Below are 22,244 nucleotides of genomic sequence, written 5' to 3' on the forward strand. Positions count from 1 at the left end.
CGATGTGCTTTACCCGCTCTGCAAGAGCGGAACTTTCTACCTGAGGAGTGGATATGTATCTGTGGATAAAGGCCTTTCATCTGATCGCCGTGGTGACATGGTTTGCGGCGCTGTTCTATCTGCCGCGCCTGTTCGTCTACCATGCCACGGCGCGCGATCATGGCGATCGTCAGGCCATCGACTACTTCCAGGTCATGGAACGCAAGTTGTATCGCGGCATCATGCTGCCATCGATGATCGTGGCGCTGATTCTGGGCATCTGGCTGCTCGCACTGGTTCCCGGCTTCATGAGCCAAGGCTGGATGCATGCCAAGCTGGCCCTGGTCGTGGCCCTGGTGGGCTATCATCATGTGTGTCTGGCCTACATGAAGAAATTGGCCGCCGGAAACTGTGACAAGTCACACACCTTCTTTCGCTGGTTCAATGAGGCGCCCGTCGTTGCATTGCTGGGCATCGTCATTCTGGTCGTGGTCAAGCCCTTCTGATGGCACAGTCGATATCGACCCAACGCCAGCAGCCGGTGGTGCTGGTGCTCGCGGGGCATGATCCCACCGGAGGGGCCGGCCTGGTTGCCGATGCCGAAGCCATCCGGGCCTGTGGCGCCTGGCCATTGACCATTCCCACGGCGTTGACGGTTCAGACGACCTTGGACGTGTCGCGTGTCATGCCCTGTCGAGGGGATGACATGCGTGATATGGCGCGTGCCCTGGAAAATTTCGATATCGCTGCCATCAAGGTCGGCCTGATCGCCAGTCTCGAATCGCTGGATGCCGTCGTGGATATCGTCAGGCAGCGTCCGGGCATCCCCCTGGTGGTGGATCCTGTACTGAAGGCCGGCGGTGGTAGAGAGTTATCCACCACTGAGTTGCTCGACGCCTTCCGTCGTGAACTGCTACCCCATGTGGATATCTTGACGCCCAATCGTGATGAACTCGAACGCCTGGCTGAAGGGGTGAACAGCAATGATGCCGACCGAGCCACGCAACTTCTGTCACTGGGGTGCCAGGCGGTGCTGGTGACCGGTACCGACACCCCCGAAGCCCTGCATCCCATGGACCAAGTTATCCACACCCTGCATACACCCGATACCGACCGCCAGTGGCATTGGCCACGGTTGAGCGGGCACTATCATGGTTCGGGATGCACGTTGGCGTCGGCGCTGGCAGCCCGCCTGGCGGCCGGGGAGCGTTTGATGCCAGCCTGCGAGCAGGCGCAAGCCTATACGTTCGATACGCTGCGTCATGCTTGGCAGCCGGCGAGTGGGCAGGCGTTGCCACACCGGCTATGGCGACATCCTGCCGTGAATGACTCGGGAATGCCGTCATGAATCAGTCTGCCTGGCAATCGGGGGTGTACGCGATTACCGATGCCAATTTGTTACCCGATGATGCGACGCTGCTCGACGCATGCGAGCAGGCGTTGCGTGGCGGTCTTGCCCTGTTGCAGTATCGGGACAAGTCAGCTGACGCTGACAAGCGCTATCGTCAGGCTCGAGCCCTGGCGACGTTGTGCCAAGAGCACCATGTTCCGTTGATCGTGAACGACGATAGCGCCCTGGCATTTCGATTGCGCCATGAAGGGCATACGGGCGTCGGGTTGCATCTGGGCCAGCAGGACGGTGGCCTGGCCGAGGCACGCGAGCGACTCGGCCCCGCTGCAATCATCGGAGCGACCTGTCACGGACGGCTCGACCTGGCCGAGCGGGCGAGACAGGGCGGGGCAAGTTACCTGGCTTTCGGCCGTTTCTTTCGTTCCCGTACGAAGCCTGATGCGCCGCCGGCAGCGCTGTCACTCCTAGGCGAGGCGGCGCGCTTTGGCCTGCCCCGGGTAGCCATCGGCGGCATTGACAGGACGACCCTGGGCGAGGCCCGTCGGGCCGGTGCCGACCTGCTGGCCTGCGTACATGGCGTGTTTGGCGGTGATGACATCGAGTCCCGGGTCAAGGCACTCAACCGGATCCTGGCCGAAGAGAGCCCTCCCCAGGCGGGTACTCACGGGTTATCCACACCCTAGTCACCGAAAGTTATCCGCGTTGTCCAACAGGTTATCCACATCCCTTTTTTTATAAACGAGAGGTTTCCATGACCACTTCCGCACAGCTCTTCGAACAGGCTTGCCGTCACATTCCCGGTGGAGTGAATTCGCCGGTGCGTGCCTTCAAGGGGCTGGAGCGGCCTCCCGTTTTCATCGAGCGGGCCCAGGGCGCCTATCTTTTCGATGTCGAAGGGCGTCGTTATGTCGACTATGTCGGCTCGTGGGGGCCCATGATCACCGGCCATGCCGACCCCGACGTCCTGTCTGCGGTTCGCGAGCGCCTTGATAACGGTCTTTCCTTCGGTACCCCGACCGCCATCGAGACCACCATGGCGGATCTGATCTGCGACATCATTCCCAGTATCGACCTGGTTCGCATGGTCAACTCGGGGACCGAGGCGACCATGTCGGCAATCCGCCTGGCGCGCGGCTACACCGGACGTGACAAGATCATCAAGTTCGAAGGCAATTATCATGGTCATTCCGACTCGCTGCTGGTCAAGGCCGGCTCGGGTGCACTGACCCATGGCGAGCCGAGCTCACCGGGGGTGCCGGCCTCCCTGGCCGAGCACACCGTGACCCTGCCCTACAATGACCTGGATGCCGTCGAGCGCTGCTTCGCTGAAATCGGTGACCAGGTTGCCGGCATCATCGTCGAGCCGGTGGCGGGCAACATGAATTGCATCCCGCCGGTACCTGGATTTCTCGAAGGGCTTCGCCGGGTCTGTGATACCCATGCAAGCGTGCTTATCTTCGACGAGGTGATGACCGGTTTCCGGGTGGCCCTGGGGGGAGCGCAAGCGCACTACAACGTGACGCCTGATCTGACCTGCCTGGGCAAGATCGTCGGCGGAGGCATGCCGGTCGGGGCGTTCGGTGGCAAGCGCGAGATCATGTCGCATATCTCCCCGCTCGGGCCGGTCTACCAGGCGGGCACCCTGTCCGGCAACCCGCTGGCCATGGCGGCAGGTATCGCCCTGTTGACCAAGCTGCGCGAGCCCGGTTTCCACGAGGCCTTGTCCCAGCGGGTCGACTCCCTGTGCGGTGGCCTGCAAGCCCGCGCCGATGCCGCGGGAGTGCCAATGATGACCCAGCGTGCCGGTGGCATGTTCGGGCTGTTCTTCACCGCTCAGTCCCAGGTGGATAACTTCGCCCAGGCCACGGCCTGCGATGTCGACGCGTTCCGTCGCTTCTTTTCGGCGATGCTCGACCAGGGCGTCTACCTGGCGCCCTCGGCCTACGAGGCGGGCTTCATGTCCAGTGCGCACACTCCCGAAGACATCCAGGCCACTCTCGACGGCGCCGAGGTGGCCTTCAAGGCAATGCAGCAGACAGGCTAAGAGCTGGGCCGGCCATCGCGCTCGATGGCAAGTTCGTCGTGCCTAGGCATGGTCAGTTGCGTCAGGGGAGTTTGCCATTGGCTAGGTAATTCTAGCGGTGGTGGCGCCTGACGCAGCATGTGACGTTCGCGCCCTCGAGACAACCGACGTTCGTAGCAGACCCAGACGTGAAATAGCAGGAACACCACCACGAAATCGATGGCAGTAAACTTGGCGATGGCCAGTAAATAAGCCTGCTCCGATAGGAACGCTTCTTGCGTAAAGGCGAGGTAGCCCTGGAAGGCGAAGGCGAGCCACAAGGATAATGTCAGGGCGACCAGGCCGGTATCCCTGAGATGATACCCCCAGTGCCGATGCTTGGAATTATTGATGATCATCGAGTCCATTCTATTTCTCACGGAACACCTCTCCCCGGTCGGGGCTTGTCCAGATGGCTAACTGTCCGCGGCGTCTTGCCACGGCTTTGGGAAACGCGATGATGACGGTGCTCATGTTGAGCATCCAATAGACGAACGGGTACCAGATGCACCAGAAAAGACAGCGCAACATGGCTTTGTCATAGCGGCTGTCAATATAGAAACTGACCCCGAACTGGATCAGGCTTAACGTGACAAGCAGGCCTGTCGACCATTGGTAGACATGACCGATTGCCTCGACACCCGGCATGTCCAGCGCAATCTCGAATGCCATAAGCACCAAGACAAGTAGCATGGAATAACACCACATGACGCTAATCGTATATTCGGCCAGCAAAAGCCAGAAGCGTCGGTTCTTCCAGCGGATGGCGTCACCGAAATGCCGCAGGAACGCCTCTGCTCCACCCTGCGCCCAGCGCAACCGCTGCTTGAAAAGACCCTTGAGGGTTTCCGGCATCAGCACCCAGCACAAGGCATGTGGTTCATAGCGGACATGCCAGCCGGCAAGCTGCAGTCGCCAGCTGATATCGATGTCCTCGGTAATCATGTCGACGCTCCAGCCATCCAGGGCGTCGAGTGCGGACTTGCGGAACGCGCAAATGACGCCTGAGACAGTAAAGACCATCCCGTAGATTCGTTGGGCTCGCTTGATAAGGCCAATGATCGACGAGAACTCTCCGGTCTGGATCTTGCCGATGGCAGTAGAGCGTGTACGGACACGGGGATTGCCAGTGACACCGCCCACCTTGGGGCTGTGTATGAAATGCTCCACCATCCAACCCAAAGCGTCATAATCCAGGACGGCATCGCCATCGATCCCGACAATGATGTCTCCCCTGGCCTGGCTGAGCCCATGGTTCATGGCACTGGCCTTGCCCATGTTCCGTTGATGCAACACCGTAAGCATCGGTATCTGACTGGCTAGCCTATCGAGCACTTCCCCGGTGTTATCGCGACTGCCATCGTTGATGGCAATGATCTGCATATTCTTGTAATTCTGTCTCAGCAGGTGGCCGATCGTCTCCTCTATATTCCCGCCCTCATTGTGACAAGGCACAAGTATGGTAACGAACGGCGCATCGGGATCCTGAGGGGATGTAGGTCGTTCCAGCTGATTGCGCTCCCAATGGCAGTAGTAGTAAATCCCACCACATATCCACACCGTGGCCATCAGGCTTGGGTAAGCGACCGTGAAAACAGCCAGAATCTCAAGAGTTGTCATGGGGTTTCTCCGATGTTCCGTTTCAGAGAGAAGTGCCGTCTCAAGACGTTGGCGTCGGGATGATTGTTATGGAAATCATCGGGGTAATACCCGTAATGTTGGATGCCAACCTTATTGATGGCTTGCATCCAAGAAGCCAATTCGTGGCTATCGATAGGCGTCTGGTCTCGCCAGTCCATGGTTTGCAATTCGAAGATCAATCGGGAGGCCGGCACCCGCTGCAGCGATTTCTCCGCCAGGGTTTTCAGCCAAGCCGTGGCATTGCCATGTTCGATACCTTCCATGTAGGGCATGGCCATGACCGCCACATAATCGTAGGCCTGAGAAAAGGCTTCCATATTCTGTGCGAACCACTGTTCGCTATGTGGCGTCATGATCAGCGGGGCATAAATATTGCGGCTGGTGGTAAATCGCTTGTTATCCGCCAGCCGATAATGGTTGGCTGCCTCCGTGAGATCATGGGTCAGATCGATAAGAAATTGCGTCTTGTGCTGCGTCCATTGCTGCAACGCCATCGGATCCTGGCGAATCGATTCGATATCCTCGGCAAGTCTCCATTGGTCGCCATACCACGAAAGTGCAGCGTCGCCACTATCTTCGTAGTCGCCCAGCAAGGCGTCATCATGAAAGAGCAGCCCATCGAATTTCGTTAAACGGCCCAGATCCTCATAAATGTCCACGATCACTTGACGATTACGCCCGACAAAGGGAGACAGGCGAAGATACTGGTCTGGTGCAGGGCCGTCATGCCTGGCGTCACTGACATAGGTGTAATCTGAGCCAAGATCGAAGGCCATGACCGGCATCCAGGCATACACTTTTACATTGGCCCGTTTTTTTAGCTGCCAGGCGACGCGATTGAACAGATCTTCGCGCATGGGCAGGTGGCGATTGGGAAAGTACAGGGCATCGGCGACACCATTGCCATCCGGGTCGGCAAAGGCCTGTAAATACACCGTCGTTATTCCATAGCGCTTGATTCGATCCAGCAATATATCCAGGTTGCGGGCCTGCTGCTGTTCGTCTTCGTCATACACATAATCCAGGTCGACATGGACGATACGCAGTATTTCGGGATCCCATAGCTGTCCCGAGAGAATCTCATCGTACGTCTTTAATGATGTTTCCTGATCGACAAGGTACCGCCCGATTTCACGTGTATCGTCTTCAACGTGGTTTATTTCGCTGAACAAACTGAAGGTATGGGACATGCCAGCGGCTGCGGCGATGTCTAGCGCCGCCTGGTTGAACGCGCCATAGGGCCAGACCATCAGGCGCGGAGGGACCCCCATCCGCTCGGTGATCTGCTCGCTGGACTTATGCATGTCATTTTCGATGCGGGCGAGATAGTCGGCTTCGCTTTCATACCCCGACTCTTCGTTCCAACGGCTGGTGGCGGCAGCGGCCTGAAGATTGCGGTAGGGATTGCCCGGTATGCCGTGGTGCAGGTCATAGGAGTGCGATGCGACTTCGACGAATCCTGATTCCTGCATTTCGCGTAGCTGTTCCCAAGTCAGGAACCGCTCACGGGGAAGCTGAGTATCGCCATAGGGCACATTCGAACCGGCCGGCACATCGAGCCAGCTCCCCACCACCGCGATGATGGCCGGGAACCGATAAAGCTTGAGCAAGGGATATACGATGTCGTAAAAGCTGCGATAGCCATCATCGAACGTCAAGAGCACTGCCCTGTCCGGCAGGGGGCGGCCCCCTTGGCGGGCTTCGAGAATCTGGTCGAAACTCACCGGGTGATAACCGGAGCGCTCAATCAGATCGAAGTGCTGAATGAGTGTGTCGCGGGTAATGGTTTGGGGGAAGACTTGCAGATCAGGGGTCGCCGCGAGATCGACAATGTCATGATAGCTGATCACCACGAAATCATTGGGCTGACGGGCCGCCTGCGCACTCGCCGAGAGCACGCATAACCATACGAGAACAAGGGCAGCAAAGGCTCTCACAGGAATCTCCATTCTACGCCGAGGGTAATGACGTTTCCGTATTCGACCTCACCGTCATAGATCGAACGTTGACGGGATACGCCATAGTTGAGGCTCACATCGGGTAGCCACTCCCAGCGATGGCCGTAGCCGACTTCCCAGGTGGCTTCGTTATCGAAACCTTCTTGGCGATAGCTGCCTGTACCCAGCGATAACACTTGAGTGAAACTCTGCCGGTAGCCCAGTGGCAGCCGATATTCGATTCCCAGACCAACATTGGCTGAGATATCGCGCTCGGGATTGAAGTAACTGGCTTCGAGGCCGTCATTGGCCGAGGTAGCGGCCGACAATTCGCCGGTCATCAGCCAGCGGTCTCGACGATAGAGAGCTTCCTGCCAATACAGGAAACCGCTACGACGCAGGTTGCCATCCTCGAAATCAATGACACCGATACCGATCCCCCCACCGCCACTCTCGTCGCGCCGATAGGTGAGTTCGGCAGCGTATCGATCGGCATGAATGCCGTCCTGCAATGCACGAAGTGGTGTCGAAGGCGTGTTTCTTTCGATGACTGCACGCGATGAGAGCGTATCGCTGAAGGCATAATCGAGCTGTCCCCAGGCGATCCATTCGTCGTTTTCGCCATCGCCATGACCTACTGATAGGCGCCAGATGGCGGGATACTGGTTCAATTCGTAACCTACTACGTTGTAGGCCGCATCGAGCGAGGCGTCATCGTAGTCTCCCGAGTAACCGATGCGCCGGGCAAACGCTCTGGATCCGGAATCGTTGCGTGGGCCTTCGAACAGCACATCATGCTGCCAGTCGCGAGGCGATTGGGCATCGGCTCCGACCGTGTCGCCGCGTGTCAGATTCATGCTGAGGCGGGGAGCTCGTGCTTCCTTCCATTCTCGTTCAAGGCTATCCAGGGAGGCGCTAGGCCGGGCTGAGGCGAGCTGATCGCGGATTTCGCCGGTCGTGCCGCGCCACTGTCCGCGTAGCAACCGCGCATGTAGGAGACTCTGATCGATACGTTCGTGGTTTTCAGGGGGGAGTAGTTCACGGGCTTGCTCATAGGCCGCTTCGGCCTGGCGCGTCCAGCCCCTTCCGCGATAGAGGTCGCCCTTGAGCAACCACAGGTAGGCATCACCCGGTGCGGTTTGCAGATAGGCATCGATACGTTCGGAGGCCGCAGCTGCATCGCCTCGCCAGGCGAGAAGAAGGAGCTCCATCTGTGCGATGCGTTCATAGTTCGAATTATTGAGCCGGGTGGTGCCAGTGAAATCCCAGCGGAACTGGTCCTCTCGGGCTTTCCAGCTGCTGAGCAGTCGCTCGGCATCCTCGAACCGCTCGGCATCGGAGTAGGCATAGAACAGCGATTCGTTGAGTGGCGCGTCTACGTGTGTTGCCTGGGCCGGATTATCACGAATGAGCGCTTCGTATAAGTAAGCGGCCTCGCGAGGCTGCCCAGCCCCAGACAATGCATAGGCGCGGGCACGCTGAACATAACTTGGCAAGGTTCCGTAACGTCGATCCAGGGCGGCAGCACGCTCGAGTGCCGCTTCGAATTCACGCAATTCAGCGAGTGCCACGACCTGGTCGAACTCTGCGCGTTGTCGTAAAGACGAATCGATATCCGGGCGTGAAAGCATATCGTTGAGCTTATCCAGGCCTTGGCGAACCTGGAGGGGGGTATCCGTATGCGTACCCATACGGATATCGGCCACTGATTCGTAATAGGTCAGCCAAGCACGATCACTGTCATTGAACAGTTCAGGGCGCTCTTCCATCATGCGGGATGCCGCCGTACTGGCACCTAGCGAAACGGCCAGACGATACAGCGCCTGCAACTCTTGCTCGTTATCCGGCTGGGCGTCGACCAACGCTTGGCGAGTATGAAGCTCCGCCATGGGATCTTCCTGGCGTGCTGCAAGATAAGCCCGGGCTTCCAGCCAAGCTTCATGAATCTCGAATCGTTCTGCATAGCGCCGAAGCGTCCATTCGGCAGCTTCCAGTTGATCTAGCTCGATCTGGGCAATGGCGAGCCCTAACAGCCCTTGTGGGTAGTCAGGGAATCGGAAGTTAAGTGCCTGGTAATACGTCAAGGCCAAGTCTGGCTGTCCTGCACGGCGCGCAGCCGCTGCCAGATTATCCAACGTGGAGAGTGTCATTGAATCCAGATCGCAAGACTGGCAAAGCGACAATAATGCCTCGTAGCGCTGTTGCCGAATCAGCCGATGCGAGGTGGTTTCCAATTCCTCGGGCGACTCCACTGCCGTCCCAACTGTGACTTCCCGCTGTATCTGGAGCGTATCGAAAAAGTCAGGATTGCCGGATGCTTTCACTGACCAGGCGCCATTGGAGACCAGTAAGGCCGTGACGAAAGCCGTCATCCGTGTCGATCGGGGCATCGAGTCGCTTCCTGATAAATGCGATAGCTTGGCTTTCATGCGGTATTGAGCGAAGTAAAGTGCATAGGCGATAAACTTCTTAAGCCTACTTTTATGCGTGCATTCTCGGCACTCTCGGGCATAGTCGCTATGCGAATAAAGCATGGTTTTGAAAAGGGGTATATTTTAATTTTTAACGGCTGATTGTGCTGAGTGTCTATCGATTAAAAAGTATTATTTAGACTAATATTCTGCTCACTGCTAAACAGTTATACGTTTTTAAGACAGTTGTTTTACTAAATAACGAAATTTGGGTTAAATCGTGTAGACATGACTCCGAGTGGTATGCCGGGTCTCGCTAGCGCTTCAGACTCGATAATGATGATGCTTGCCCAAGCAAGCCGCGCGCGCCATTCCACGGAGCCTTGGCCCAGCGGGTCGAGGCCTGTGTCGCCTAAGGCGAGGCGCGAGAGTCACTCAGACTCCAGCGCTCGCTCATTAGCTCTCGAGGGGGTGGTTAAGCCGTTTGGCAATTATCATGAACGGCTCGCATGGCGGTGACGCACCATGGGTGGAAGGCCGCTAAGGTTTTCCTGTGCCCAGTTCATCGCCTGAATGCGGTTTCTTACATTGATTTTCTTGAAAATGTTATAGAGATGCGACTTGACCGTATGTTCACTGACGAACAACCTGCTGGCAATTTGTGTATTGGATTCGCCCATCCCCAGCAGCCCGATGAGTTCGACTTCACGTTGAGTCAAGCCACAGGCCGGTCGGTATGCATTGAGCTGTTGTTGCCTATAAACATCGATCATGCGCGTCATCAAGGAGCGGGACATCCACAAGTCACCCTCGAAGAGGGAACGAATCCCCTTGCATATCAGCGGCAGGGAGTCGTTGCGGTAGAATACGCCATGCAGGGGAAGCTTGCCCAAGGATGCCAAGGCTTGGGCTTCACCCTTGACGTTCAGCAGCGCGATGCGCAACGCGGCATGAGAGCGTGCCGCCTCATGCCAGGCCTGTAGCGATTCTTCATGGATATGGTCGGTATCGATGAGCAAGACGCCGGTTTTATCGGCGAGGGGGTAATCCTTCTGCTCTGGAGACAGGACCTCTATCTCGATGGCCAGCTTTTCTTTCAGGTACTCAATGAAAAGTTGTGTTTGAGGATTGTTGGCGGTGACGAGTAATACCACGTTGTCAGAGTTCACGATGTCAATCTCTCAATATTGGTGTGGATGTATTCGAAGCGAGGTCGGGGACGCTTCACGGGCAGCAATAAGCTCCCCGTGATCGTTCTTCGCTTACCCTCGTTTTCTTTAAACCGTTTGGTTTGTCAAAACCGCTCTTTGCTGCGTTGTTGAGAGCGACCCAGACTCGGAGGAATCGTGACGAGATTCTGCCGTGCCCAGTTCATGGCCTGGATGCGGTTGTGCACCTTGATCTTGCGGAAAATATTATATAAATGGGACTTGACGGTGTGCTCACTGACGAACAGCCGCTCGGCGATTTCATTATTGGAGGCACCGGAACCCAGCAAGCCGATGATTTCCAGTTCGCGGTGGGTGAGGCCACATACCGGCCGGTAGGCATTTCGCTGCTGGCGACGGTAAAAATCGATCAGGCGCGTCATCAGCGTCCTAGACATCCACAGGTCGCCTTCCATGAGCTTACTGATTCCCTTGCAGATCAACGGAAGCTCATCGCTACGGTAAAACACGCCTTGGAGATGCATGGTGGCGAGCACATCGGCTGAATGGTCTTCGTCGCGAAGATTGAACGCTGCCAGGGCGACGCGTTCATGATCGACGACCTTGGCTTGCCATGCCTGCATCGAGTCGTCATCGACATGATCGGCATCGAGCAGGAGCACTATTTTTTCTCCCCGGCTGACGTCGAAATCCCCTTGGGGTGAAACGGTCTCCACCGGACAATCCAACTGCGCTTGGATGTAATCGATAAATAGTTGGGACTGCGGGTTTTTATCCGTTACCAGCAGTACCATCCCTTTTCCTTGGCTCATGATCCCTCGTCCCCTGTCCTTGTATCCTTACTTTTTATGATTTCTGGCTGACATGCAGCTGTCCATAGGTTTGACCCAGATTCCCAATTTGTAAAGTTTAGTTACACACTGAAGCATTCGGAATGAGTCCATCTCACCCGTTCAGGCTCATCAATCGCCTGAAAATGGCTGCTCATCTATCTGAAAAAGTGTAATTAATACAAGTGCTTACATAGTAGCGAAGGCGAATGAATCATCTCGGTCCATACTGCTTGCTGATTTTTGCGGAGGGCTCGTAACCGATCTCATAGTTGTTATCTAATACTTATACACCAGTTGAGACATCCCCGGCCCCCGTCCTCATGCTCCCAGGGGTTGTCGACATGGCGCGCCAAGCTAGAATGGCGGTCCTACTAAGCGGAGTCGATCATGAAATCCAGCCAATCCGTCGTCTTGGCAAGCGGCAATGCCGGTAAGCTGCGTGAGTTCGAGTCGCTTCTGGTTCCGCTAGGCTTCAGCGTTCGTCCTCAGTCCGAATTCAACGTTTCCGAGGTGGAAGAAACCGGGCTGACCTTTATCGAGAACGCCTTGCTCAAGGCGCGTGAGGCCTGCCGTGTCAGTGGCTTGCCTGTCCTGGCCGATGATTCGGGCCTCGCCGTCGATGCCCTGGGCGGGGCGCCCGGCATCTACTCGGCGCGCTACGCCGGTGAACCCAAGAGTGATGAGGCCAATAACCGGAAACTCCTGGACGCGTTGAGTGGACTGCCTCAGACCCGGCGCACGGCGCGTTACTGGTGCGTACTGGTGTATATGAGACATGCTGAGGATCCGGTGCCACTGATCATTCAGCAATACTGGGACGGCGTCATTCTTGACCAACCCAGGGGCGAGGGCGGCTTTGGCTATGACCCCTTGTTCTGGTTGCCCGAGCATGGCATGACTGCGGCGCAGCTTTCTGCTGCCGACAAGAATCGCTACAGCCATCGCGGTCGTGCCATGCGTGCACTGGTCGAGCAGTTGAGCTGATGACACTTCCTCCGCTGGCGCTGTATATTCATGTGCCCTGGTGCGTGCGCAAGTGCCCTTACTGCGATTTCAACTCACACGGTGTAGGCAGGGGAGCCGAGTTACCCGAGCAGGCCTATCTCGAGGCGCTCATCGCCGATCTGGACGATGACTTGCCCTTGGCCCAATCCCGCCCCGTGCGTAGCGTTTTCATCGGCGGTGGGACCCCCAGCTTGATGTCTCCCGCGTTCTATCACCATCTGTTCGCCGCCTTGCGCGCTCGCCTTTCCCTGGCCAAGGATGCGGAAATCACACTCGAGGCCAATCCCGGAACCGTGGAGCAAGGCCGGTTTGAGGGTTATCGCCGTGCCGGCATCAACCGCTTGTCGCTGGGTGTGCAGAGTTTCCAGGCTGAACAGCTCCAGGCACTGGGGCGCATTCATGGGGCCGATGAAGCATACCGTGCCGTCTCGAGCGCCCGTGAGGCAGGCTTCGACAACATCAATATCGACCTCATGCATGGTCTGCCCGGTCAGAATCTCGAATCTGCGCTGGCGGATCTGGATGCAGCGCTGGCCCTTTCGCCCGAGCATCTCTCCTGGTATCAACTGACGCTGGAGCCCAATACCGAATTTCACTCCCATCCTCCTGAACTACCCGAGGATGATATCCTGTGGGACATACAGGATGCGGGTGAGGCGCGCCTGGCTCGTGCCGGGCTCCGGCGCTACGAGATATCGGCCTATGCTCGCCCGGGCCGAGAGTCGCGACACAATCTCAATTATTGGGGTTTCGGCGATTACCTGGGCATTGGCGCGGGCGCACACGGCAAGGTCAGTTGGCCTGATGAGGCAGGGCGCCTACGTATCGAGCGGCGCTGGAAGAGTCGTCAGCCCGAAGCCTATCTGCGCCGTCGAAACGATCCCCAGGGATTCATCGGTGGCCAGGCTGACGTCGACGACGATGAGCTTCCGCTGGAATTCGCCATGAATGCCCTACGCCTGGTCGACGGAGTGCCCTTCGCGCAATGGCAGGCGCATACCGGCCGCCATCCCGCACTGCTGGAAAAACGGCTGGTCGAGGCACAACAAAAGGGCCTGTTGGTGGACGATGCGCAGCAACTTAAAGCCACGCCCCAGGGTCTACTATTCTTGAACGAGCTCCTGGCCATGCTTAGTAATGACTAGCTACATGGTCAGGTCCCATATCGATGTATGAAAGGAGTCAGTCATCCATGCGTAGAATCCATCGCCTGTTCACGCCGCTGGCCGCTGTTGTGTTTGTTGCCGGCTGTGCCACCAGCGATCCCTACGGTGGGGAAACCCAGCGCAACAAGACCCTTACCGGTGCCGGTATCGGTGCTGCCATCGGTGCCGCCACAGGGGTTCTCACAGGGGAAGGCTCTACCAGCCGACGTGACCGGGCCTTGATCGGTGCGGCCGTAGGGGCCGCGGCCGGTGGCGGTATCGGTGCCTATATGGATCGCCAGGAACAGCAGTTGCGCGAGCGCATGCAGGGAACCGGGATCGAAGTCGACCGTCAGGGCGATGAAATCGTGCTCAACATGCCCAGCAGCGTGACCTTCGGTTTCGATTCCAGCGAACTCACCCCCAGCGCACGTAGCGCGTTGAACGATGTTGCCATGGTGTTGACCGAGTATCCCGAGACAACGGTCAACATCGCCGGTCACACCGACAGCACCGGTGCAGCCGATTACAATCAGCGTCTGTCCGAGCGCCGCGCCGAGACCGTGGGCACCTATCTCATGCAGAACGGGGTACAGCGACAGCGTTTGAGCATGCGAGGCTATGGATTCAGCCAACCGGTAGCCAGTAACGACACCGAGCAAGGCCGCGCCCAGAACCGTCGTGTCGAGATCACGCTGACACCGATGCAGCAGCAAGGCTAACCCGCCGAGCGTTGTTTCTGCTATTCACGACCCGTGGGCCGAGCCTGCGGGTCTTTTGGTTGGATTGGACCCATGCTCGCCTATCAGCACGCTTACCATGCCGGCAATTTTGCCGATGTGCACAAGCACCTGACGCTTCACATCGCTACGCAGCTTCTGTTACGTAAAGAATCGGCCATTACGTATGTCGATACGCATGCGGGCCGGGGAAGCTATCCGTTGGCTGCGCAAGAGACCCGTAAGCTCATGGAATACCGCAGCGGTATTCTCCCCGTATGGTTGGCACGCTCGGCCCTGTCTGAACAGGACACATGGCTATCCGAGTGGCTGGGACGGCTGGCCAGTGCCCAGCCTGAAGCCGACTTGAGCGTCTATCCCGGTTCGCCCTGGTGGTTGGCCACGAGCCTGAGGAAACAGGATCGGCTGAGCCTGTTCGAACTGCATCCTGGCGAGCATCGTCATCTCGAGGATCAGACGCACGCTGCCAATACCCGGCACGTGCACGGTGATGGCATGAGCGGCTTGAGACGCATGTTACCCGTCGCCACCCCCCGTTTGGCGGTGCTCATCGATCCCAGCTACGAGCGCAAGGAGGAATATCAAGAGGTCGCGGACCTGGTGGCGTTCGTGGCCCAAAAGGCGCGCCACGCGATCGTACTCGTCTGGTATCCGTTACTGCCGGCGGGTCGCCATCACCAATTACTCGAATCACTGCGGGACCAGGGAATAAAAAAGCTATGGCGCAGTGAGCTGAAGCGAGGCCAACCGCAGGAGAGCCATGGCATGTACGGTAGCGGCATGCTGGTGCTCAACCCCCCATGGGGGCTGGGCGAGGCCTTGACCGAGGCCATGCAGCACTTGACGCCCCTGCTGGGCAGCGCGTCGGAGCACTTCAGCGACTGGTGGGTGGGTGAGTGAGGCGGCTCTGCCCTACTTGCCGATACAGAAACTCGAGAAAATCTCGCCCAACAGATCATCGGCACTGAATTCACCGGTGATTTCCCCCAGCGCCTGTTGGGCTTCGCGCAGGTCCTCGGCGAGCAGCTCCCCCGCACCGAAGCCGCTGAGCTGGGCTTCCCCATGTGCCAGGGCCTGTCCCGCCCGGTCGAGGGCGTCCAGATGACGTCGCCGGGCCGAAAACCGGCCCTCCGGCGTGGCGGTATAGCCCATCACCGCTTTCAGGTGCGCCTTGAGGTGATCCAGACCCTCGCCGGTCAAGGCGGAAAGACGCACGATGGGTGGGCTGGTGTTCGAGTCCAGTCCCGCGACTTCCTGGCTGGTATCGATCTTGTTGCGCACCAAAGTGAGTCGGGCGGCATCGCCCAGGCGGGCCACGAACTCGGGCCAGATGGCCATGGGATCAGTGGCTTCGGAGGCATTGGCATCGACCAGCAGTAGGACGCGATCGGCTTTCTCGATTTCCGCCCAGGCCCGGGCAACGCCGATTTTCTCCACGGCATCGGGTGTATCTCGCAGGCCGGCGGTATCGATCACATGCAAAGGCATGCCATCGATATGGATATGCTCACGCAGCACATCGCGGGTGGTGCCTTCGATATCCGTGACGATCGCGGTGTCCTGTTCGGTCAGGGCATTGAGCAAGCTCGACTTGCCGGCGTTGGGCCGTCCGGCAATGACCACGCTCAACCCTTCGCGCATCAATGCTCCCTGGCCTGCTGCAACGCGAACTTGGGCCAGTTCTTCGCCCACTTTGGTTAGCATGTCAGCAACCCTGCCATCGGCCAGGAAATCGATCTCCTCTTCGGGAAAATCGATGGCTGCCTCTACATAGATGCGCAACTCGATCAGGCGTTCGACCAGGGAGGCAACACGCCGAGAAAATTCTCCTTGCAGTGAACGCAGGGCATTCTCGGCGGCCGTACGAGAGCTTGCCTCAATCAGGTCGGCAATCGCCTCTGCCTGTGCCAGGTCGAGCTTGTCGTTGAGGAAAGCTCGCTCGGAATACTCGCCCGGACGAGCCAGTCGTGCCCCAAGCTGGACGCAACGCTCGAGCAACAGGTCCATGATCACCGGCCCCCCATGTCCCTGGAGCTCGAGCACATCCTCACCCGTGAACGAGTGGGGGCCCTGAAAGAAGAGTGCGATACCTTCGTCGATCGGTCCGTCCAGGCCGTGGAAGGGTCCGTAATGGGCCATTCTCGGCGAAGGGCAATGGCCAAGCATGGCGACAGCGATATCGCGACTCGCAGGTCCAGAGACGCGTACGATACCGACCCCGCCTCGTCCTGGTGGGGTGGCCAAGGCAGCGATCGTATCCTGGGTATAGAGGGGGCTCTGGCGCATGGCGGTTTCCTCGGCTAAGCCGTTATTGTCCCGAGACAGGATCAAAAACGCCAGACCCCCGCAAGGCGGGGGTCTGGATGGGACGGGGTATCAGCCTAGGGCTAGCTCTTGGTCTTTACGCCCTTGCCGACACTCGGGTCGTTCTCGATCCTGCGTGTAATGGTGTACTGCTGGATGATCGAGATCACGTTGTTGACGACCCAGTAGATCACCAGGCCCGCCGGGAACCACAGGAAGAAGAACGTGAATACGATCGGCAGCATGCGCATGATCTTGGCCTGCATGGGATCGGGGGGCGTTGGGTTCAACAACTGCTGAACGAACATCGATGCGCCCATCAGGATCGGCAGGATGAAATACGGATCCTTTACCGACAGGTCCTCGATCCAGAACATGAACGGCGCATGACGCAGTTCGACCGACTCCAGCAGCATCCAGTACAGGGCGATGAAAACCGGCATCTGGATCACGATGGGCAGACAGCCTCCCAGAGGATTGATCTTCTCCTTCTGGTAGAACTTCATCATCTCCTGGGACATCTTCTGGCGGTCGCTGCCGTACTGTTCCTTGAGGCGCTGCATCTCGGGCCCGAGTTTGCGCATGCGAGCCATGGACTTATAGGCCTTGGCGGAGAGCGGCCACAAGGCAAGCTTGACCAGCACCGTGAGCAGCACGATCGACCAGCCCCAGTTGCCGACGATGTCGTGGATGTTGTCGAGAAGCCAGAACAGCGGATTCGCCAGGAACCATAGCCAGCCGAAATCGACCGTCAGATTGAGGTTCGGCGCCACGGCTTCCATGCGTTCCTGGATCTTGGGACCTACATACAGGGTGGCTGCGAGGGTCGCTTCACCGTCGGCGGCGATGGTCTGTGGCGCACCGGCAAACGCCGCTACATTGCGATTACGAGAATCGGTGGTCGCATAGTACAGGTTCTGCTGGCCCTGCGGCGGAGCCCAGGCGGAGGCAAAGTAGTGCTGGATAATGGCTACCCAGCCCCCCTGAGTGTCCAGATTATTGAAGTTGCCGTTCTGGATATCTTCGAAATCGACCTTCTCGTAGCGTGATTCCGCGGTGGAATACGCGGCCCCCAGATACGACTTCATGCCCATTGCCACGCCACTGGTGGGGTCAGGGCTATCGTCCCGGGCCAACTGACCGATGAAGCGCGCAGTCACTGGCTCTTCGCGCTGATTGGCCAGGTGGTAACTCACGTCGACGGCATATTCATCACGATTGAAGGCGAAGCGCTTGATGACCCCGACACCATTGACATCGGCTGAGAGGTCGACGACCAAGGTGTCTTCGCCCTCTGCGAGACGGTATTCATTGCTCTCGGGCGTGAAGGCGATCCGCCCTTGGTGGCCTTCGAGCTGGAGGCCTGACTTTGCCACGTAGCTACGTGTCGCATTGTCCGAGAGAAGAACGAAGGGACGGTCGGAATCCAGCGTGAGCTCATGCTTGGGCAGGGCCGCATAGACGATATCGCCGCCTTGCGGATCGATCCGGATATCCAGGACATCAGTGGTAACGGCAATCAGATCGCGGGTATTGGCGGCGCTGCTGCCTGTCTCGCCGGGAAGGTCCTGATCGACGCTGCCGTTGCCGGCTGTCGAGCCCTGAGGAACCGTCAGGCCTTCTTCCTGAGCTCCGTCGGTCTGGGGGCTACTGGAGTCGCTGCGAGAGGTCAGTGCCGGGGCGTCGGGTTGCGGTGCAACCTGACCGTAATCCTGATTCCATTGCACGACCAGCAGATAAGCCAGCACGGCAAGGGGAATCACTAGCAAAAGTCGTTTTACGTCCATGAGGAGAGCCTGCCCGGTGGGTAGTGATCTATCTGACGGCGAAGTGGGTGAGCATTAGGCACACGAAAGCCTGCCGAGGCAGGCTGAGTGGTCCCGTCAGGGGGTGTTGCCCGACTGCTTGCGAACGTCCTTATCCAGACGCCGCCACATGCCGTAGAGCTGGCGATGCAGGGTGTCGTTGTCGATTTCCTGTACGCCACGCCGGGATAGGACAATGATGTCCACAGCGGGGAGGCGATGCTGCTGGAGGCGGAAGGATTCGCGAACGAGGCGCTTGATGCGGTTTCTGTCTACCGCTCGCTTCACGTTCTTCTTGCTGAATACCAATCCGACTCGCGGGTGGTCCAAGCCGTTGCCGCACGCCAAGGCCAGCAACCCTTTCCCATGAACCTTGAAGGCAGCCTGGTCGAAAACGCGTCGGTATTCCCCAGCGACCAGCAATCGGCGGTCACGGGGGAAGGCCTGACAGGACACACGCAATCCGAGATCAGGCGCTCAGACGCTTGCGACCCTTGGCGCGGCGGCGAGCCAGAACGGCACGGCCGTTCTTGGTGGCCATGCGAGCACGGAAGCCATGCACGCGCTTGCGCTTGAGAACGCTAGGTTGAAAAGTGCGTTTCATAACGATTGATTCCCACGTGATTAATTGAACTGGTACTTCGATGTAAGAGGCGCCCTGGCTCCCTAGGGAACCCGGGGGGATTCGGCTCAAGACCGGGAATTCTAGAGAATTCGTGGGTCGTGTGCAATTTTTCCTCGCGCTATCGTCATCTTCTTGCGCGGCCAACGCGTGCGCGAGGTTGACCGACTCACAGGCGTTACCTTCAGCTGGAGACACTTTTTATAGATTTGTGTTATTAAACCTGTGGACCCATTTTGGGGATAAGTTACTTATATAGTTATTTTTCAGTAAGTTATATTGATATATTAGCTGTGGGCAACCTGAGGGAAGGTTCTGGGTTCACTGGCCGTTTCGTCATGGGCCGCTGTCATGCGGACGAGCCTATGGCATTTTTTGACCCGGTTATTCCCATCCTTCAAGCAAGAAAGACACAGCTTTTCCACAGAACGCTCCGGTGTGCCTACCTATGTGGATAACCCAAGCCATGGGCGATACAATGGCCGGTCACTCGTTAACGGGATGTGAGGTCGCGTGTCGGTCGCTCTTTGGCAACAATGTCTGGATTACCTGCAGGACGAGCTGAATTCACAGCAGTTCAATACCTGGATCCGTCCGTTACAAGCGGAGGAGGGTGATGCCAATGAACTCTGCTTGCTGGCGCCCAATCGCTTCGTCAGGGATTGGGTCAATGACAAGTATGCCAAGCGAATCAATGAGTTGATGCGTGAGTTGTCCCCTGCCAAGCCGCCCAAGGTCTCCATCAGTGTGGGCAGCCGCCGGGTCGCGTCGCCTCCCCAGCCCCGGGAGTTGGGCGATCCAGTCTCGGCCAGTCCCCGTCAGCCTCCCCAGGCTCCTGCCGTCAGGACCACGCCACGCAGTGAGTATCGTGATGAGCGGGAAATCGACCAGTTACGCGAAGAAGGCGGGCGCGGAAACACAGCGACCCGGCCCGCGGGCAATGAGCGACAGGTGCAGGTTGAAGGCAGTCTGAAGCATCAAAGCGGGCTGAACCCCAACTTCACCTTCGAAACGTTCGTCGAGGGTAAATCGAACCAACTGGCCCGTGCCGCTTCTCGCCAGGTCTCCGAGAACCCGGGCGGGGCGTACAATCCTCTCTTCCTCTATGGAGGCGTGGGGCTGGGCAAGACACACCTGATGCATGCCGTCGGTAATCAATTGGCGGGGCGGCGTGAAAATGCCAAGGTGATCTACCTGCACTCCGAGCGCTTCGTCGCCGACATGGTCAAGGCCCTGCAGCTCAACGCCATCAATGACTTCAAGCGCTTTTATCGGAGCGTCGATGCGCTGCTGATCGACGATATCCAGTTTTTTGCCGGCAAGGAGCGTTCGCAGGAAGAATTCTTCCACACGTTCAATGCGTTGCTGGAGGGCGGTCAGCAAATGATCCTGACCTCCGATCGTTACCCCAAGGAAATTAGCGGGGTGGAAGAGCGGTTGAAGTCGCGATTCGGCTGGGGCCTTACCGTGGCCATCGAGCCTCCTGAGCTCGAAACCCGGGTTGCGATTCTCATGAAGAAAGCCGACCAGGCAAAGGTCGATCTTCCTCACGATGCGGCATTCTTTATCGCTCAGAAGATCCGGTCCAACGTGCGTGAACTCGAAGGAGCCTTGAAGAAGGTCATCGCCGACTCCCATTTCATGGGCAAGCCGATCACCCAGGATTTTATCCGCGAGTCGTTGAAGGATCTGTTGGCGTTACAGGACAAGCAAGTCGGTGTAGACAACATCCAGCGCACCGTGGCGGAGTACTACAAGATCAAGTTATCCGATCTTCTTTCGAAGCGGCGTTCCCGTTCGGTGGCGCGCCCTCGCCAGGTGGCGATGGCGTTGGCCAAGGAGTTGACCAATCACAGCTTGCCCGAGATCGGGGACGCGTTTGGCGGGCGGGATCATACGACGGTCCTGCATGCCTGCCGCAAGGTGGTTTCCTTGCAGGAAGAGAGCGCGGATATCAGAGAGGATTACAAGAATCTTCTTCGTTTGCTGACCAGTTAGCGGAAGCCCTGAAGGCCCGCCGACAACACGCTAGAATGTAGCCTATTCGGACAACATCGAACTCAGGACATAGAGTGGAGCCCCAATGAAATTTTCCATTTCCCGCGAAGCCCTGCTGCGTCCCCTGGCGCTGGTGGCGGGTGTCGTAGAACGTCGCCAGACACTGCCGGTGTTGTCCAACGTCCTGCTGGATGTTCGTGAGGAAGGGTTGTCCCTCACCGGCACGGACCTAGAAGTGGAGCTGATCGGCCGCACCATGCCGAGTCAGGTGGAAGAGCAGGGTGCCGCTACCGTGCCGGCGCGCAAGTTGATGGATATCTGCAAGTCGCTACCGGATCAGTCGGAAATCACCTTCGCCCTGGAAGAGGGGCGTGCGGTGCTGCGTAGCGGTCGTTCCCGGTTCACGCTGTCCACGCTGCCAGTCGCCGAGTTTCCCAATATCGAAGACACTCAGGGCAGCATCGAACTTAGTCTGCCGCGTGGCACGCTCAAGCATCTCATCGATGCGACCTCGTTCGCCATGGCTCAGCAGGACGTGCGCTACTACCTGAACGGTATGCTACTCGAGCTGCGCTCCAATCTTGTGCGTACCGTGGCAACGGACGGCCACCGCCTTGCGGTTTGTTCACGCTCGGCCGATATCGAGGTGGAGCCTGCCCAGAAGCTGATTATCCCGCGTAAGGGGGTCCTTGAGCTGGTCAGGCTGCTGGACGATAGCGATGAGCCCGTCAGTCTGACTCTGGGCGCAAGCCACGTCCGCGCACATACCGGCGATTTCACCTTTACGTCCAAATTGGTTGACGGAAAGTTCCCTGACTACGAGCGCGTGGTGCCACGTGGCGGTGACAAGGTCTTCATCGCCGAGCGTGCACAGCTTCGCCAAGTACTGTCGCGTACTTCGATCCTCTCCAATGAGAAGTATCGTGGCGTCAGGCTGCAGCTCGAAGAAGGCAATCTGCAGGTGATGGCCAATAACCCCGAGCAGGAAGAAGCCGAAGAGAATGTCGAAATCGAATATACCGGCGCCAGCCTCGAGATCGGCTTCAACGTCAGCTATCTGATCGACGTCCTCAATGTATTGGACGAAGATCGGGTTCAGATGACCTTGGCTGACCCCAATAGTAGCGCCCTGCTGGAAGAGCCGGGTGGCGGTGATGCCATGTACGTGGTCATGCCGATGCGGTTATAGGTCGGCACCCTTGCTGTGAACTTCCTTCGCTTCATTTTTGTATCGAGCCCGGG

Annotated in this window: 20 protein-coding genes; 10 read left to right on the forward strand and 10 right to left on the reverse strand. The window is 58.0% G+C overall.

All coding sequences use genetic code 11. The features are described 5' to 3' along the window. Positions 1-53 precede the first annotated feature (53 nt). The 4 genes from hemJ to hemL all read left to right on the forward strand — a co-directional run bounded on the left by hemJ (position 54) and on the right by hemL (position 3,374). The gene (hemJ, locus tag JH15_RS13640; protein ID WP_043531258.1) at positions 54-485 is read left to right on the forward strand and encodes a protoporphyrinogen oxidase HemJ; all 432 of its coding nucleotides are present in this window, start codon (positions 54-56) and stop codon (positions 483-485) included. Beyond that, on the forward strand, positions 485-1,327 hold the full coding sequence (thiD, locus tag JH15_RS13645) for a bifunctional hydroxymethylpyrimidine kinase/phosphomethylpyrimidine kinase (protein WP_043531260.1): 843 nt from the start codon (positions 485-487) through the stop codon (positions 1,325-1,327). Before hemJ ends, thiD begins: the two co-directional genes overlap by 1 nt. Next, positions 1,324-2,013 (forward strand): thiamine phosphate synthase, encoded by a 690-nt coding sequence (gene thiE, locus JH15_RS13650; protein ID WP_052384123.1) that lies wholly within the window; start codon positions 1,324-1,326, stop codon positions 2,011-2,013. Before thiD ends, thiE begins: the two co-directional genes overlap by 4 nt. A gap of 68 nt (positions 2,014-2,081) precedes the next feature. Beyond that, entirely contained in the window at positions 2,082-3,374 is a 1,293-nt protein-coding gene (gene hemL / locus JH15_RS13655; RefSeq protein WP_043531262.1) for a glutamate-1-semialdehyde 2,1-aminomutase, read from the forward strand. On the opposite strand, the gene JH15_RS13660 is transcribed toward hemL, so the two are convergent. From JH15_RS13660 to JH15_RS13685, 6 genes are all read right to left on the reverse strand, one after another. After that, on the reverse strand, positions 3,371-3,772 hold the full coding sequence (locus JH15_RS13660) for a hypothetical protein (protein WP_197053323.1): 402 nt from the start codon (positions 3,770-3,772) through the stop codon (positions 3,371-3,373). The genes hemL and JH15_RS13660 overlap by 4 nt on opposite strands. Beyond that, complete coding sequence (pgaC, locus tag JH15_RS13665) at positions 3,762-5,012, reverse strand: poly-beta-1,6-N-acetyl-D-glucosamine synthase (RefSeq protein WP_043531265.1); 1,251 nt, start codon at positions 5,010-5,012, stop codon at positions 3,762-3,764. Before pgaC ends, JH15_RS13660 begins: the two co-directional genes overlap by 11 nt. After that, positions 5,009-6,970 (reverse strand): poly-beta-1,6-N-acetyl-D-glucosamine N-deacetylase PgaB, encoded by a 1,962-nt coding sequence (gene pgaB, locus JH15_RS13670; RefSeq protein ID WP_043531267.1) that lies wholly within the window; start codon positions 6,968-6,970, stop codon positions 5,009-5,011. Before pgaB ends, pgaC begins: the two co-directional genes overlap by 4 nt. Then, entirely contained in the window at positions 6,967-9,360 is a 2,394-nt protein-coding gene (pgaA, locus tag JH15_RS13675; protein ID WP_197053324.1) for a poly-beta-1,6 N-acetyl-D-glucosamine export porin PgaA, read from the reverse strand. The genes pgaB and pgaA overlap by 4 nt, the downstream gene beginning before the upstream one ends. 515 nt (positions 9,361-9,875) lie before the next feature. After that, the gene (locus tag JH15_RS13680) at positions 9,876-10,550 is read right to left on the reverse strand and encodes a LuxR C-terminal-related transcriptional regulator (protein WP_081949035.1); all 675 of its coding nucleotides are present in this window, start codon (positions 10,548-10,550) and stop codon (positions 9,876-9,878) included. A gap of 125 nt (positions 10,551-10,675) precedes the next feature. Continuing rightward, positions 10,676-11,362, reverse strand: coding sequence for a LuxR C-terminal-related transcriptional regulator (locus JH15_RS13685; RefSeq protein WP_043531272.1), 687 nt, complete (start codon positions 11,360-11,362; stop codon positions 10,676-10,678). Between the two features lie 408 nt (positions 11,363-11,770). Between JH15_RS13685 and rdgB the strand changes: the two genes are divergently transcribed. From rdgB to JH15_RS13705, 4 genes are all read left to right on the forward strand, one after another. Further along, positions 11,771-12,367 (forward strand): RdgB/HAM1 family non-canonical purine NTP pyrophosphatase, encoded by a 597-nt coding sequence (gene rdgB / locus JH15_RS13690; protein ID WP_043531274.1) that lies wholly within the window; start codon positions 11,771-11,773, stop codon positions 12,365-12,367. Then, on the forward strand, positions 12,367-13,533 hold the full coding sequence (hemW, locus tag JH15_RS13695) for a radical SAM family heme chaperone HemW (RefSeq protein WP_043531276.1): 1,167 nt from the start codon (positions 12,367-12,369) through the stop codon (positions 13,531-13,533). The genes rdgB and hemW overlap by 1 nt, the downstream gene beginning before the upstream one ends. 47 nt (positions 13,534-13,580) lie before the next feature. Further along, complete coding sequence (locus JH15_RS13700; protein ID WP_043531278.1) at positions 13,581-14,255, forward strand: YiaD family glycine zipper/OmpA-like lipoprotein; 675 nt, start codon at positions 13,581-13,583, stop codon at positions 14,253-14,255. A 72-nt stretch (positions 14,256-14,327) separates the two neighbouring features. Further along, positions 14,328-15,173, forward strand: coding sequence for a 23S rRNA (adenine(2030)-N(6))-methyltransferase RlmJ (locus tag JH15_RS13705; protein WP_043531280.1), 846 nt, complete (start codon positions 14,328-14,330; stop codon positions 15,171-15,173). Between the two features lie 12 nt (positions 15,174-15,185). On the opposite strand, the gene mnmE is transcribed toward JH15_RS13705, so the two are convergent. The 4 genes from mnmE to rpmH form a co-directional block, all read right to left on the reverse strand. Beyond that, the gene (gene mnmE, locus JH15_RS13710) at positions 15,186-16,559 is read right to left on the reverse strand and encodes a tRNA uridine-5-carboxymethylaminomethyl(34) synthesis GTPase MnmE (protein WP_043531282.1); all 1,374 of its coding nucleotides are present in this window, start codon (positions 16,557-16,559) and stop codon (positions 15,186-15,188) included. A gap of 101 nt (positions 16,560-16,660) precedes the next feature. After that, positions 16,661-18,364, reverse strand: coding sequence for a membrane protein insertase YidC (gene yidC, locus JH15_RS13715; RefSeq protein ID WP_043531284.1), 1,704 nt, complete (start codon positions 18,362-18,364; stop codon positions 16,661-16,663). A 96-nt stretch (positions 18,365-18,460) separates the two neighbouring features. Further along, positions 18,461-18,838 carry a ribonuclease P protein component gene (gene rnpA / locus JH15_RS13720; RefSeq protein ID WP_156105325.1) on the reverse strand — a complete coding sequence of 126 codons (378 nt, stop codon included), beginning with the start codon at positions 18,836-18,838 and terminating at the stop codon, positions 18,461-18,463. Between the two features lie 13 nt (positions 18,839-18,851). After that, on the reverse strand, positions 18,852-18,986 hold the full coding sequence (rpmH, locus tag JH15_RS13725; RefSeq protein WP_010626003.1) for a 50S ribosomal protein L34: 135 nt from the start codon (positions 18,984-18,986) through the stop codon (positions 18,852-18,854). A gap of 531 nt (positions 18,987-19,517) precedes the next feature. Here rpmH and dnaA point away from each other — a divergent pair. Both dnaA and dnaN read left to right on the forward strand, forming a co-directional pair. Then, positions 19,518-21,002, forward strand: coding sequence for a chromosomal replication initiator protein DnaA (gene dnaA, locus JH15_RS13730; RefSeq protein WP_043531287.1), 1,485 nt, complete (start codon positions 19,518-19,520; stop codon positions 21,000-21,002). An 85-nt stretch (positions 21,003-21,087) separates the two neighbouring features. After that, the gene (gene dnaN / locus JH15_RS13735) at positions 21,088-22,191 is read left to right on the forward strand and encodes a DNA polymerase III subunit beta (RefSeq protein ID WP_043531289.1); all 1,104 of its coding nucleotides are present in this window, start codon (positions 21,088-21,090) and stop codon (positions 22,189-22,191) included. Positions 22,192-22,244: the final 53 nt, after the last annotated feature.

The organism is Litchfieldella xinjiangensis (assembly GCF_000759345.1).
In the GTDB taxonomy this organism is placed as follows: Bacteria; Pseudomonadota; Gammaproteobacteria; order Pseudomonadales; family Halomonadaceae; genus Litchfieldella_A; species Litchfieldella_A xinjiangensis.